The sequence below is a fragment of the Acinetobacter sp. GG23 genome (genome assembly GCF_057766365.1).
In genome coordinates, this window is the sequence record NZ_JBYMDJ010000009.1 from 43,865 (window position 1) to 57,961 (window position 14,097).

Annotated in this window: 13 protein-coding genes and 1 tRNA gene; 9 read left to right on the top strand and 5 right to left on the bottom strand. The window is 38.0% G+C overall.

Annotated elements, in window-relative coordinates:
* Positions 1 to 730 precede the first annotated feature (730 nt).
* Together AC3CAU_RS13865 and paeA are read left to right on the top strand one after the other, a co-directional pair.
* Entirely contained in the window at positions 731 to 1,720 is a 990-nt protein-coding gene (locus tag AC3CAU_RS13865) for a LysR family transcriptional regulator (RefSeq protein WP_131215443.1), read from the top strand.
* Between the two features lie 128 nt (positions 1,721 to 1,848).
* Positions 1,849 to 3,177, top strand: a complete 1,329-nt coding sequence (gene paeA, locus AC3CAU_RS13870) for a polyamine export protein PaeA (RefSeq protein WP_131215445.1) — start codon at positions 1,849 to 1,851, stop codon at positions 3,175 to 3,177.
* A 416-nt stretch (positions 3,178 to 3,593) separates the two neighbouring features.
* Here paeA and AC3CAU_RS13875 read toward each other — a convergent pair whose 3' ends face one another.
* Positions 3,594 to 4,103, bottom strand: a complete 510-nt coding sequence (locus AC3CAU_RS13875) for a hypothetical protein (protein WP_131215447.1) — start codon at positions 4,101 to 4,103, stop codon at positions 3,594 to 3,596.
* A gap of 179 nt (positions 4,104 to 4,282) precedes the next feature.
* Between AC3CAU_RS13875 and AC3CAU_RS13880 the strand changes: the two genes are divergently transcribed.
* From AC3CAU_RS13880 to AC3CAU_RS13900, 5 genes are all read left to right on the top strand, one after another.
* The gene (locus AC3CAU_RS13880; protein WP_424620541.1) at positions 4,283 to 5,014 is read left to right on the top strand and encodes a hypothetical protein; all 732 of its coding nucleotides are present in this window, start codon (positions 4,283 to 4,285) and stop codon (positions 5,012 to 5,014) included.
* An 883-nt stretch (positions 5,015 to 5,897) separates the two neighbouring features.
* Entirely contained in the window at positions 5,898 to 6,326 is a 429-nt protein-coding gene (locus tag AC3CAU_RS13885) for a DUF2231 domain-containing protein (protein WP_424620543.1), read from the top strand.
* Positions 6,327 to 6,335: 9 nt separating this feature from the next.
* Positions 6,336 to 7,646 (top strand): PQQ-dependent sugar dehydrogenase, encoded by a 1,311-nt coding sequence (locus AC3CAU_RS13890; protein WP_447053436.1) that lies wholly within the window; start codon positions 6,336 to 6,338, stop codon positions 7,644 to 7,646.
* Between the two features lie 292 nt (positions 7,647 to 7,938).
* Positions 7,939 to 8,024: transfer RNA gene (locus AC3CAU_RS13895), tRNA-Leu, on the top strand.
* A gap of 104 nt (positions 8,025 to 8,128) precedes the next feature.
* A complete protein-coding gene (locus AC3CAU_RS13900) occupies positions 8,129 to 8,548 on the top strand; it encodes a hypothetical protein (protein WP_424620840.1) in 420 nt (139 codons plus the stop codon).
* A gap of 1 nt (position 8,549) precedes the next feature.
* Here the strand turns inward: AC3CAU_RS13900 and AC3CAU_RS13905 are convergent, their stop codons facing one another.
* Complete coding sequence (locus tag AC3CAU_RS13905; RefSeq protein WP_131215454.1) at positions 8,550 to 8,864, bottom strand: DUF5713 family protein; 315 nt, start codon at positions 8,862 to 8,864, stop codon at positions 8,550 to 8,552.
* 439 nt (positions 8,865 to 9,303) lie between these two features.
* On the opposite strand from AC3CAU_RS13905, the gene AC3CAU_RS13910 reads away from it, so the two are divergent.
* A complete protein-coding gene (locus tag AC3CAU_RS13910; protein WP_447053437.1) occupies positions 9,304 to 9,858 on the top strand; it encodes a hypothetical protein in 555 nt (184 codons plus the stop codon).
* Between the two features lie 52 nt (positions 9,859 to 9,910).
* Here AC3CAU_RS13910 and folP read toward each other — a convergent pair whose 3' ends face one another.
* The 3 genes from folP to rlmE all read right to left on the bottom strand — a co-directional run bounded on the left by folP (position 9,911) and on the right by rlmE (position 13,576).
* The gene (folP, locus tag AC3CAU_RS13915) at positions 9,911 to 10,768 is read right to left on the bottom strand and encodes a dihydropteroate synthase (protein WP_447053439.1); all 858 of its coding nucleotides are present in this window, start codon (positions 10,766 to 10,768) and stop codon (positions 9,911 to 9,913) included.
* A 135-nt stretch (positions 10,769 to 10,903) separates the two neighbouring features.
* Complete coding sequence (ftsH, locus tag AC3CAU_RS13920; protein ID WP_131215460.1) at positions 10,904 to 12,793, bottom strand: ATP-dependent zinc metalloprotease FtsH; 1,890 nt, start codon at positions 12,791 to 12,793, stop codon at positions 10,904 to 10,906.
* Between the two features lie 132 nt (positions 12,794 to 12,925).
* Entirely contained in the window at positions 12,926 to 13,576 is a 651-nt protein-coding gene (rlmE, locus tag AC3CAU_RS13925; RefSeq protein WP_131215462.1) for a 23S rRNA (uridine(2552)-2'-O)-methyltransferase RlmE, read from the bottom strand.
* Positions 13,577 to 13,770: 194 nt separating this feature from the next.
* Between rlmE and yhbY the strand changes: the two genes are divergently transcribed.
* Positions 13,771 to 14,094 carry a ribosome assembly RNA-binding protein YhbY gene (gene yhbY, locus AC3CAU_RS13930; RefSeq protein WP_067868089.1) on the top strand — a complete coding sequence of 108 codons (324 nt, stop codon included), beginning with the start codon at positions 13,771 to 13,773 and terminating at the stop codon, positions 14,092 to 14,094.
* The last annotated feature ends 3 nt before the right edge of the window (positions 14,095 to 14,097 follow it).

The following is a 14,097-nucleotide window of genomic DNA, read 5'->3' on the forward strand; positions in this document are numbered from 1 at the left end:
GATTTAGAGCACTTCGTTGCAATGAACACAGCTTAGATGCAGTCAAATAATTAATCCAATAGTCTGCAAGAATCTTCAGTATTTATTTAAAAAATATGTAGATTAAAGTCTAATTATAATTCCCCCCATATTTCACAAGTTACTAATTTTTAATACTATATTGAAAAAACAAAAATTCTTTTTTTGTATAACAAATAAGCAAAATGCTGTTTTATTTTTCATTAGACCTAAGTATAGGGGTTATTAAAAAAGAACTATCTGCTCCATTTTCCTCTGTTTTTTTGTTATTTAATCCTTAGTATTTTAAAAATACAATTGTATTTTATTTCATCAAATCATGTGTTCTTATTTTTTATCTATTCAAAACCTGAGCTGTAAAAGGATCATTTCGCTTTTCAGTATAAATTTATGAAATACAGCTTTTCACCTCAAGGCCTTTCCATTCAATTAACATCGACACAATTAGAACTGCTCTATTTGAGCGAATTGTATAAGTCGAAAATTAAACTTTAAACTCCCTCTATTGAAGTTATGCAGATTATCAAACTTATATTCTAATTTTCTTAAAAACCAATTGATAATCATCAAGAATTCAGCTCCTATAAAATGACTAAATTTATAACAGATTCACTTTTATACCGATTTTTTCTTCATCATATTTCCTACACAAGCCTTACCGCTTATGGCATAATCAATATAATTTCATGGTTTTATTATCGGTATTTCTTATATGAATCTGGAGCGGGTCGATCTCAATCTATTAATTTACCTTGATGTTCTTTTACGTGAAAAAAATGTAACCCGCGCAGCAGAACAATTGGGCGTTACCCAACCCGCCATGAGTAATATTTTACGTCGTCTACGTAATTTATTTAATGATCCGCTTTTAATTCGTTCTTCTGAAGGCATGACTCCAACAGAACGTGCTTTAGAGCTTCAGCCGCGAATCCGAGATGCTCTTGCTGATTTATCCATGATTTTGGAACCTCGTACAGAATTCCGCCCTTATACCTCGAATCGCGTTTTTCGCATCATGACCTCTGATTATGCCGAAGCGACTCTAGTTCCTCGGCTGGTTAAAGCTTTGCGTTCAGAAGCACCGAATGTGGTTCTCGACTTTTTAACCCCAAGTGACGTGTCTTACCGTGACATGGAACAGGGTAAAGTTGATTTAGCCATTAACCGATTCAATGAAATTCCACAAAGTTTCCATCAGGTCTTGGTTTGGCGTGACAGTTTTTCGTGTTTACTCAATAACAAACATCCTGCTAGCGCGAACTTAAATCTTAAAAGCTATCTAGATGCACAACATATCTGGGTATCTAAAACTGGTATGGGGGTTGGCTTTGGTGTCAATCCTGATAAACAAGCCGGTCTTGGCTGGATTGATCAGGCTTTAGAACGTATTGGTCAAAAACGTAAAATTTCTGTCTTTACCCGTCATTATCAAATGCCTGCACTTTTGGCATCCAATGTTGACTTGATTGCCACTCTCCCAAGCCGTATTGCAAAATTACAATCGAACAATCCAAACCTGCTGCTCAAAGATCCACCATTTTATATTCCTGAATTTGAATTAAAAATGGCTTGGTGTCCGTTATTGCACCATCATCCTGCACACCGCTGGTTACGTCAGCTTATTCTGTATGTAGCCCGTCAAATGATTGAAGAAGAAAATCGTGAATTTTTAAGCAATAACTCACAATTTTCTCACTATTAAGCATAAAAATTCTTAAATTCTTCTTTTTTAAGATTATACTGTAATCACCTAGGTAGTAATTTGCTTACTACCTCTCGTCCTTTTGTGTTAAAAATATTCCATAATAATGATGATCAACAGGTGGATTCGTGAGCCTTTTCCAGAATATCCTCATCATCGTGATACTGATTGCGGGAGCCGGTTTTCTATCATTAACGGAGATTGCACTTGCCGGTGCACGTAAGGTCAAACTTAAAATTCTTGCAGAATCGGGCGATGAACGTGCCCAAAAAGTTTTAGACCTACAGGAACAATCAGCTGATTTCTTTGCGGCTTCGCAAATTGGCTTAAACGCGGTTGCCATTCTCGGTGGTATTTTGGGTGAAGCAGCATTTCGCCCTTATATCGTAAATTTTGTGAATCGCATTTATCAAGGTCCATGGACTGAAAACATTGGCTTTATCCTCTCCTTTAGTTTAGTTACCTCACTTTTTATTCTTTTTGCAGATTTAATGCCGAAACGCATGGCCATGATTGCACCAGAAAAAATTGCAGTTTCAGTAATTAACCCAATTCAAATTTTTATTAAAATTTGCAAACCGCTGGCTTGGATCATCAATGCCATCGCTAATTTATTGTTTCGCTTGTTTAAAATTAATACCATTCGTGATGACAACATTACCTTTGCTGATATTTCGGCAGTGATGGATGCTGGTGCGCAAGCTGGTGTATTACAAAAGCAAGAACATCATTTCATTGAAAACGTATTTGAACTTGAAGAGCGTAATGTCCCTTCAAGTATGACCACTCGTGAAAATGTGGTGTTCTTTACTTTAAAAGAGTCTGAAGCCAGTATTCGTCAAAAACTGGCAGAATATCCTTATTCCAAATTTGTGGTGTGTAGTGAAACTATTGATGAGGTGATTGGCTATATTGATGCCAAGGATATTTTAGTCCGTATTTTAAACAATCAGTCTTTATTGCAACTTAATGAAAACACCATTCGTAGTGTACTGACCATTCCAGATACATTAACTTTATCTGAATTACTTGATCGCTTCCGGTCCACCAAGGAAAAATTCGCCGTTGTGATTAACGAATATGCCTTAGTGGTCGGTGTGATTACCCTGTCCGACATTATGATTACCGTGATGGGCGACTGGGTAACAACGGTTGAAGCGGATCAGCAAATTATCAAGCGTGACAATAATTCCTGGCTAATTGATGGCAGCACACCGATTGAAGACATCAAGCATGCGCTTGAAATTGATGAAATGCCGGATGATGAAAACTATGAAACTATTGCTGGTTTCATGATGTATAAATTGCGCAAGATTCCTCGTCCTGCAGATGCGGTGATATTTGGGGGTTACAAATTTGAAGTAGTCGATGTCGATCATTTTAAAATTGACCAATTACTGGTGACGCGTCTTCTGGAAAAATCAGCAGAAAATGGAATTCAGGAAGAAGCAGAGTAATCTGCTTTTTCTTTTTTAAACGCAAAGTTAATAACAGAACAACAAAATTGGAAAAGGAGAATGAATATGTCTTTATCGGCACTCTTCGCCTGATTCAGTTTTTATTCTTCTGGTCTTTGTATGAGTTACTACTTTTTGCCAAACAAGCCCAGCCCATCATCATTCTAATAGCAATTGTACCGCTGATTTAGGTTTAGTGGATTACTCCCATAACTATAAAAGCAATCGAAAAGTGATGACTCAACTCTGCGTATGGGTGAATTTCTTTGGAGGCCTCTTATTCCTTGGTGGAGACTGCTTATTTGGCTAATGGGTGTATTCTTAGCCTAGCTTTATCTATAAAAAACTCAATGCAGCATAAAAAAGCACCCTTTAACAGGTGCTTTTTATTTTCATAAATAACTCTTTAATGAGCGTTATTTAAAATTTTCAATCAAGTGCTCAATGACAAGCGCATAGTGAATACCAATGTCTTCTTCCAGAATATTGTAGGCATTATCAAACTGAACCATTGGCCAGCCTTCTTTCCAGAATGGGAAAATATTATGTAGATCGTGCGTTACAATTGCATCTTCACGAACAATTGCTTGCGCAACTTGTGATAAAACCTGCGCTGTTTCAGCACCGTCAATTGCCATGTAATCAATACCTCGTACTTTCAAAATACGGATACGGTCTTTTTTATATTTAATTTTTTTCGCTTGTCCGGGATTTAATCCTAATGCCAAAGTCACTGCTTCAACAAAGTTTTTTTCAAAAGTGTCATGTAAAGCCACAATTGCCTGTTTATACGCTTCTTGACGACCAGCTTTACCTCCATTACGGATAATCTCTTTCGCTTCAGTATTCAGCTCATCGTCTTTCATGGACTGTAAAATGTCTAAAATTTCGATATCGCTTAAAGATTCAGGAGATTGATCAGTCATAAACTGTCCTTGGACAAAAATAATAAAAGTCTATTTTCGCATAAATCATCTTTCAATACAGGAATAAAATCTGCTTCTGACGATTATTCAGCCATCATGCAGGCCTGTTGGGCTTTTGTTGTGTTAAATATGCTGAAAACCTTTATATTAGCCTTCGTTCTTCTTTGTCTTTGGCTCTTATGATCAGCAAGCAACAAACGGTTCTTTTTTTAAAACAATTGCGGCAGGAATACCCTTCGGCCTTTAAAAGAAATTATTTGTTTTATAGCATGATTAAGACCAAAGGTATTTTAGATGAGTTAAAAGAGCTAATTCCTTGGCTATTGGCCGCAATGATTTTTATCAGCCTCGCAATTAGTCTTGGTCATTTGATTGCACTTCAACTGCCGCAACTCAGTGCCTTTCGTGCGCAAGGCACCGCTGTATTGGCAATTATGTTGCTGTTTATGCTATATACACCATTGGTGATTAAACAAATTAAACACAGTTCCATCTCGATGTATCAACAACTGCGCCATACTCCTGTCAAACTGGCCACCCTGATTGTGCTACAAACGATTAATATTGCCTATATTGAAAGCATCTTCTTACAAGGAATTTTATTTTTCTTTGCCTTAAGTTTTGGCTTTGTGCACTTCTATAAAGAGAATATGTTCCGTGCCGACACCCAAGTTGAACAATATTTTTACTTGCAAGAAATACGACGCATTTGCTTTTGGTCATATAAACAAATTTTAAAAACTAAACTTAAGCGCCTAATCAGTACAAAAAATTCCGTGCCCTATAAAACAGCGCAGCAACAGGAAAAACAGTTTGTCGACTTATATATGCAACTGATTCAATATGAAAATGCGCTGTGTAAAACCTATAAACATGCAGATATAGAGAGCTATTTAGATAGTTTAATGTAAAGGTTATTATTTTAATGCGCCCTATTCAGCTGCATGTAAAATAATAATTTTAAAATTGCCGAATAAGCACAGCAATAGCTACCCACTACTTCATCTAACATACTCATTTTCAGCTAACATATTCATTGCTGCTGATCATATCGGAAGCCTGTTAACTGGCTGCGTAGGCTAAAGCCTGTAATCAAGCGATTACCTCCAGGCGAGCTGCACCTGATTGCTTATAATGGCTGTATAGAGAATGGGATATTCGGCTAATAACAATAAAATGATTCATACATGAAAAAGCGAACAAGATATAACGGGAGTGATACCTTACATGCCATACGGAAAACCCCGGCAGGATGTTGGGGGTTTTTATTAATTTTTAACTAAATTAAGCCATAATAAAGGTCAAAGATTGCAATGTGCGGAAATAGGCTTTTTCATGGTGTACAGGTAAAGTAATCGCTTAAAAAATCCAAAATTATCACTGCTAAAATCCTAACTATGCGATTGATTCCAGTCTGCAGCAGCATCACAAGTTAAATAAAATTAGTTTTTAAATATATAGGGGCAACCTAGATATGTTGTACTTTTTAATAAATCAAATCCGAAATACAGGCCAGTAATCACACAAAATAATTCTTCAACATTATATATTTTGCCAGCATTATGATTGCTTTAGGTAACTCTATAGATGGCTTTGGTAAAATCTGTTTTACAATTTTATTCTTGTCTATAATTCAGACTATACTGGACCAAGTTCAAAGCCTTATAAAAAAGCAGCTAATAATACGAAAAGTGATGACGACTAATAAATGGAATTAACGAAGGAGTCGGTTTTTTATTAAAAAAATAAAAACCACCGAATTTCAAAATGTTAATTCCTACTATGGAGGTATATATGACACCTGTTAATTATCCAACGCGTTCTAATTTTTTAATGGCGATCTATTATTGGCTTGATAGCATGCCATTTGGATTTTTCGTTGCAGGACTCATTTTTGATATTTTATACATGAATACGGCGGAAGTTCTGTGGAATAAAGCCTCCGCTTGGGTGATTGCAATTGGTTTAGTCATTGCAATTATTCCCCGTCTCATCAATTTATATTTGGTTTGGTTCCCTAAAACTTACACGCGAAATAATGTGAGTCTGATCGGGTTTTGGTGTTATGGATTTGCAATTTTAACGGCTATTTTAAACTCTTTCGTACACAGTCGTGATGCTTATGCTTCGGTACCTGAGAATGTCATACTGTCTATAATTACTGTGGCTCTCGTGAGTATTGCTTATATTTCTAAATCTTTTGATGATAATCATAAACTTTGAGGAATAAACATGAAAAATAATGCAAACCTCTTGATGGCTATTTCCCTTACCTCGATAACGCTGCTGGCATGTAGCGATAAAGCCCCTATCGATAATAATAGGCAAATAGGCAATAATCCAGAATTACCAAAAGCCCAAAATTTTTTAGTTCCTCCGATGCAAGTGCCTAATTTTGCAGGATGGGCAAATGATGCTAAACCTGAAGTGGCCCCAGGTTTGAAAATTGAAAGAATTGCTGACAATCTATTACATCCCCGCCAACTCTATACGGTGAGTAATGGTGATATTTTAGTTGTAGAATCCAATGGACCCGGCGAAGAAGCGACCACCACACCTAAACAGTTAATTGCCTCTAAAATTAAAGGGAAATCAGGGAAAGGGGGGAAAGGCGGAAATCGTATTACCCTACTTCGTCAAAACGCTACGGGGCAATGGGAAAAACATATTTTACTCGAAGGGTTACATTCACCTTTTGGGGTACAAGTAGTGGGTAACGCCTTATATGTTGCCAATACCAATAACATCATGAAGTATCCATTCATTGCCGGTCAGACCAAAATTACCGACCCGGGTGTAGAGCTTGCAGATTTACCTGATACCATCAATCACCATTGGACTAAATCTATGGTGGTCAGCCCCGACCAAAGTAAACTGTACGTGGGTGTCGGCTCTAATAGTAATATTGGGGAAAATGGCTTAGAAGTTGAATATCGTCGCGCGGCCATTTTAGAAGTTGATATCAATTCAGGTGCCAGTCGTATTTACGCAAGTGGCGTGCGCAACCCAACTGGGCTACAGTTTGAACCTGTTTCCAATAAGCTTTGGGCCATTGCCAATGAACGAGATGAAATTGGTGCAAGTCTGGTGCCTGACTATTTAACCTCTATTCAAGATGGTGGCTTTTATGGCTGGCCCTATAGCTATTACGGTCAAAATATTGATACCCGAGTCAAACAACAACGTCCAGATTTAGTAAAAAAAGCCCTTAAACCAGACTATGCTTTAGGCTCGCATGTCGCTGCACTTGGATTATGGTTTTATAATGGCACAGGATTGCCGGCTCAATATAACGGTGGTGCATTTGTCAGTAATCATGGCAGTTGGGATCGGTCTCCGTTAAGCGGTTATGACGTGGTGTTTATACCTTTTAAAGATGGTATGCCAAGCGGCAAAGCGATGCCAATTGTGACAGGATTTCATTCCAAAGATGAAAGCAAGTTGTTTGGCGCGCCTGTGGGCCTAACACAAGATCGTACTGGGGCTTTGCTTGTGGCAGACGATGTAGGCAATATAATTTGGCGCGTTTCGGCTCAGCAATAAAATTCAGCATTAATAAATGACCACTGTTTTAAGATAAAAGGGATATCTTTTTTGTTCTATTTCTTAACCAAAATAAGAAACCAAGAGAAAATCCCTTTTTTAATCCATTCGATTGCTGCATAAAAAGTAGGCAAAAAAAGAAACGGTAAAACTATTATCGGTATTAAAAGACTTTAGAAAGTTAAAATTTCGCTCTCTTTACCCCCATAAGCACATGAATTGATTGAAAAGAAAGCAAACACACCGAAAGATACTTGCCAAGTTTTATTTCGTCCTCTATTATTGCGCACATGCCCGAGTGGTGAAATCGGTAGACACAGGGGATTTAAAATCCCCCGCCCACAAAGCGTGCCAGTTCGAGTCTGGCCTCGGGCACCATTTTAAGTCTTATTAAAATGGTGCAATAAAAGACCCAGCGATAAGCTGGTTTTTTTATACCTAAATTCTTAAAATACAATCACTACATAATAAGAAATAAAATAATGAACAAAAACAGAAGACATAGCATTTGGCATGTCAGCCTATTCATCTTGATTATTTCATCTTTTTGCCACGCAAAAGAATCAGTTAACAAAGAACAAACTAAGATTATTTATGATTTATTTTCGGGAACGATTACTCAAGATAAAGATCAACTTATCTTACATCGCTGTAGTATAGCCCGAGATCAATTCCTACTTGATTTTAATCATCCTGAAGATGAAATAAAAATCCGCAGATTAATACAACAAGATTCCTATTTTTGGCTCAATCTAAGAGCCAGAGCTTATGAGAATAATAAGATATACCGTTTAAGAGTAGAGGGAATCTCCGCGGTACATCTTAAAAAAAGCTGTCATCTTTCAGATTTATTATCCGATTTAGATAAACTTCCCAAAGGAAAACTAACCAATAGAGAGTGACTTACCACTCTCTATTAGATACTAGTTCTTCCATTTCAATATCCATATAACCGTGCTCTTGTACCACCATCATCATGGCCTCAGCAATATAATCGGCTGCAGTATCATCTAAGGATGAATCTAGATCTTCAAACTGGGGTTTCATCTTATTAATTAAAACAACGGTTTCGGCAGCAAAACGATAAATTTCCACTTCAGACAAATCAGACTTTGCGACTTTCTTTGCAAACTGTTTAATAACCTGCTTAATTTCCGCTACCAGAATATCTGGATAATATTCATCATCAAACATGGGGAGAAGTAAATCTTCAAACATACAACACTCAAAAAAGACACGCATTAAAGCGAGCCTGTATAACATAAAGCAACATAATTACCAAACCAAACCACAAAAAAGAGAGTGGACTTTACCTATATTCTATTTTATTCACACTTGTTGTATTTAATTACACTTGGCTCATTACCTGCCACATTATAATTGCCTCACTGAGCGCTTTTCTAAAATATTCATTAATTCTATCTAAACCTAAAATAGATTATTTTCATATTTGCTCTTCCTTTCTGTAGTTAAGGCATACTAAAAGATAATTAGACTTGCAACCTTTCTCACAATACAAACTAAACAACTAATTTATTTAAACTTTTAAATTTAATGCAGGGGTTTGGTTGAGTTTTCGATACATTCGATAGCCTTACTAGGATTTAAATAAAACTTACTTTATAAAATAAAAACATAATTCTTATAGGGAAATGTTATGAAAGCCATTTTAGTTACATTTCTTGGAATAACCTTAGCAGCATGCTCTACAACACCAATGAAAGATACTCACAAAAATATTATTTCTGAACCCGAAGTAATAGCGGCACAGCAAGCTTGGTGTAAAGCATTACTTGATATCAGTTCAATCTACGATAAAAGCGGAAAACAAGCAGCAAATGATCTCGCCAGTAAAGTGATTGATACTGCATATTTTTATCAGGATGGCCCTGTTTTATTTAAACCCACATTAACCACCAATCCACAAACATTCAGAACCACAAAACAAGGTGCTTTATCTTATTTCGTGGGAGGAGATCCAAATTTTCCGAGTGACAAAGGGTTTGCACTCGGTGGGTGGCAAAAATGCGAAATCGATAATGCAGCTATAAATATATCGGGTAACAGTGCGACCACTTTAGGCAAAGTTCACTTCACCAATAAGAATGGCGAAGTCACTACTGTAGATAAAACCTGGAAATTTGTAAAAGATAGTGCAGGTAAATTACGAATCGTTGTTCACCATTCTTCGCTTGAGCATAAAGGCAAATAATTACATCTTTAAAGCAAAAAAAAGCTCGACCCCCTTATCGAGCTTTTCTTATTTACAGACCTAGATGATTCACTGCATTCCACACTTTAATTGCATCTGACATCGCTTTGACATCGTGTGCACGTACCATACAAGCGCCCTGTTGAATACTGAATAAATGAGCAGCAACAGAACCAACCGCACGATTTTGTGCATCTGCCCCACCCAATGCTTCACCAATGAAACGCTTTCGGGATAGCGCAGATAAAATAGGATAACCCATGTCATTTAATTTATAAAATTCACTTAATAATTTTAAATTTTGCTGTGCATTTTTAGCAAACCCAAATCCTGGATCAATCATGATATTTTCAGGTTTTATCCCGGCTTCTAAAGCATCATCGACACGTTGTTGCAGCTCTTTGATTACATCCGTTGTTACATCAGCATATTGGTTTAAATTATTCATTGTGGTTGGTTCACCACGCATATGCATAATGATGACAGGTATATTCAGTTCAGCCGCGGTTTCAAGTGCCTGGGGACGTGTTAACGCCCGGACATCATTCCAGATATGCGCTCCTGCTTGAACTGCTGCACGCATCACTTCCGGTTGTGAAGTATCAATTGAGATAATTACCTCATGTTTCGATAATTCATTCACCACAGGCACAACACGACGTATTTCTTCTTCGACTTCTACAGTTGATGCTCCCGGACGTGTTGATTCCCCTCCTACATCAATAACAGTCGCGCCATCCGCAATCATTTGCAGCGCATAAGCCACGGCTTGATATTTTCCATTATGCTTTCCACCATCACTAAACGAGTCTGGAGTAACATTTAAAATACCCATCACATGCGGTTGAGATAAATCCAGACTTATCCGTCCACATTGCAATACTCGTTTTGGTAATGGCATTAACCGCATAATAACTCTCCTTAAATATCTAACTCACAGTGTATCAAGAGTTGGTTTCACTCTAGCTGAAATCTTTTTAAATTCTAAATTTTTAGCATAAAAAAGAGCCTCAATTGAGACTCTTTTTACACCCAAACCTAACCATTAGCTTGCAGGTAATGGTGGAGGTGTTGCTGGACCATCAGTCGGTGTTACATCAATCACTGGATGATCAGCAATATAGACCTTAGGTGGTTGAGGTTCACGACCTTCCATAATGTCACGGATTTGATCACGATCAATGGTTTCCCATTCCATCAATGCTTTAACCATCGCATGAGCAACATCTTTTTTACTTTCTAGGATATCGCGTGCGATTTTATACTGCTCATCTAAAATTCGACGAATTTCACGGTCTACTTCTAGTTGTGTAGTTTCAGAAATACTGCGACTACCAATACTTCCCATGAAAGATTGCTGCGCATCTTCTTCATAAACCATCACGCCCATTTTGTCAGACATGCCATATTTGGTGACCATTGCACGTGCCATTTTCGTTGCACGTTCAAAGTCGTTTGAAGCCCCTGTAGACATTTGATTAATGAATACTTCTTCAGCAATACGACCACCAAACAAAATTGAAAGTTCATTCAACATTTTGTCTTTATAATGGCTGGTTTGATCAAATTCAGGTAACTGCCAAGTTACACCCAAAGCCCAACCACGCGGCATAATGGTTACTTTATGCACCGGGTCTGTACCGGGTAAACTTTCAGCAACAATCGCATGACCGGCTTCATGATAGGCCGTAGCTCGACGCTCTTCGTCACGAAGCACCATCGATTTACGCTCTGGCCCCATGTACAACTTGTCTTTTGCATCCTCAAAGTCATGCATATCGACTGTGTTTTTGTTGCGACGTGCTGCAAAAAGTGCCGCTTCGTTCACAAGATTCGCCAATTGTGCACCTGAGAAACCTGGTGTACCACGTGCAAGAACTTTTACATCTACACCTGTTACAGAAGGCAATTTTTTCATGTGAACATTAAGAATTTGTTCACGACCTTTAATGTCTGGAAGACCAACCATCACTTGACGGTCAAAACGCCCTGGACGAAGTAAGGCTTTATCCAGTACATCTGCACGGTTGGTTGCAGCGATTACAATAATACCTTCGTTACCTTCAAAACCATCCATCTCTACAAGCATCTGATTCAGTGTTTGTTCACGTTCATCGTGACCACCACCTGTACCTGAACCACGGTGACGACCGACTGCATCAATCTCATCAATAAAGATAATACATGGTGCATGGCGTTTTGCTTGTTCAAACATATCACGGACACGAGACGCACCCACACCGACGAACATTTCAACGAAGTCAGAACCAGAAATACTAAAGAATGGAACTTTTGCTTCACCAGCAATAGCTTTCGCAAGTAAAGTTTTACCTGTACCTGGGGGACCGACCATTAAAACACCACGTGGAATACTTGCACCCAGACGTTTAAATTTGGTTGGGTCTTTCAGGAAATCGACAATTTCCACCACTTCTTGTTTAGCTTCATCACAGCCCGCAACATCTGAAAAAGTGACTTTAATTTGGTCTTCAGAAAGCATTTTGGCTTTTGACTTACCAAAACTCATCGGGCCACTTTTACCACCTGCACCACCACCCATGTTTCGCATAAAGAACATGAATAACAAAATGATTAAAAGTACAGGGAAGCTGGCGATAAGAAGTTGCATCAACAAGCCTTGACGCGCAGGAGCAGTACCCTCTACGACCACACCCTGTTTGATGAGGCTTGGCATAAGTTCCGGGTCTTGAATTGCAGGACGAATACTCTCAAACTCTGAACCGTTTGTTTTTTCACCACGAATTCTTTCACCATCAATCGTGACTTGCTTAATTTGACCAGCATTCACCGCTGAAACAAACTCTGAATAATTCATTGCAGTCGGTTGATTGCGGTCACTGATGTTGCTGAAAATCAAAATCAGCACACCGAGTATAACCAGCCACAAAACGGCATTCTTGAAGAGATCGCTCAAAGCTTTATTCCCATATCAATCTAATTTGATCATGCCCAAAAACGGGTGACCCTAATTTAAGCTGAAAATCAGCTATGCAATATTTTAAAAATGTACAAAATGCACAATTTTTAACGTCTTGGCAAGTAAACTTTATTTAGAAGCCTTCTTGCGCCCTTGTCCGATCAAAAATACTTCTTTAGAACGGGCACGTGAAGCAGCAGGTTTTGATGTTTTTAATACATCAAAGCTATCTACAACTTGTTTACGGAATTCATCAAATCCTGTGCCCTGGAAAACCTTGACTACAAATTGCCCTTTAGGTCCTAGAACCTTGTTGGCAAAATCTAAAGCAAGTTCACACAAGTAAATCTGACGCGGTTGATCTACAGCCTTATTACCTGATGTATTGGGGGCCATATCTGAAATTACAACGTCTACGGTCCGTCCGTTTAAAAGATTTAACAATTTTTCGAAAACTTCTTCTTCCCGAAAGTCACCTTGTAAAAAAGTTACATCAGGCAATGCATCCATTTCCAAGATATCTGAAGCGATCAGCAAACCTTTATCGCCGACCAATTTTCCGGCAATTTGCGACCAACTACCTGGTGCAGCACCCAGGTCTACAACTGTCATGCCTGGTTTAATAATTTTATATTTTTCTTGCATTTCAAGAAGCTTATACGCAGCACGCGCACGGTAGCCTTCCTTCTGTGCTTTTTTCACAAACGGATCGTCTAAGTGCTCGCGCATCCAATCTCGACTGCTTTTCGATAACTTTTGGTTGGTAATGCGTGTTGCCATAACTCTCTAAATAATAAAAAACTTCTAATTTATTATTGTACGTGAAAAATGCCATAGTTGCAGTATACATCTGTATCTAAATCTGATCTTTGGTATGTTTTTTTCAATCACTGAAATCGATTATTTCACAGAATATAAAGCGTTTAAATGTGAGATTTGCTATACTAGGCCGTTTTTAAAATTAGGTTATCTTTATGGCGGCTTTATCAATTCAGGAACGCAAGCGTTTGCGTCAAATCGGACATGCACTTAACCCAGTGGTTATGTTGGGCGGTCAAGGTTTGACTGAAAATGTCATCGAAGAAACAAACCGTGCTTTAAATGATCATGAACTGATTAAAGTTAAAATTGCCGGTGAAGATCGCGAAGCACGTGTTGCTGCAATTAACGAAATTGCTCAAGTGACTGGCGCTGAGATAGTACAAACGATTGGTAAAATTGCGTTGCTTTATAAAAAAGCTGCAAAACAAAATCCAAAACTTTCGAATCTTGTACGCCACGCACATTTGTCTAACTAAGCT

Coding starts and splice junctions, on each gene's coding strand:
- AC3CAU_RS13885 (WP_424620543.1), top strand. CDS start 5,898: ATGACACCTGTTAATTATCCAACGCGTTCTAATTTTTTAATGGCGATC.
- yhbY (WP_067868089.1), top strand. CDS start 13,771: ATGGCGGCTTTATCAATTCAGGAACGCAAGCGTTTGCGTCAAATCGGA.
- rlmE (WP_131215462.1), bottom strand. CDS start 13,576: ATGGCAACACGCATTACCAACCAAAAGTTATCGAAAAGCAGTCGAGAT.
- AC3CAU_RS13910 (WP_447053437.1), top strand. CDS start 9,304: ATGAAAGCCATTTTAGTTACATTTCTTGGAATAACCTTAGCAGCATGC.
- AC3CAU_RS13890 (WP_447053436.1), top strand. CDS start 6,336: ATGAAAAATAATGCAAACCTCTTGATGGCTATTTCCCTTACCTCGATA.
- AC3CAU_RS13865 (WP_131215443.1), top strand. CDS start 731: ATGAATCTGGAGCGGGTCGATCTCAATCTATTAATTTACCTTGATGTT.
- folP (WP_447053439.1), bottom strand. CDS start 10,768: ATGCGGTTAATGCCATTACCAAAACGAGTATTGCAATGTGGACGGATA.
- AC3CAU_RS13905 (WP_131215454.1), bottom strand. CDS start 8,864: ATGTTTGAAGATTTACTTCTCCCCATGTTTGATGATGAATATTATCCA.
- AC3CAU_RS13900 (WP_424620840.1), top strand. CDS start 8,129: ATGAACAAAAACAGAAGACATAGCATTTGGCATGTCAGCCTATTCATC.
- AC3CAU_RS13875 (WP_131215447.1), bottom strand. CDS start 4,103: ATGACTGATCAATCTCCTGAATCTTTAAGCGATATCGAAATTTTAGAC.
- AC3CAU_RS13880 (WP_424620541.1), top strand. CDS start 4,283: ATGATCAGCAAGCAACAAACGGTTCTTTTTTTAAAACAATTGCGGCAG.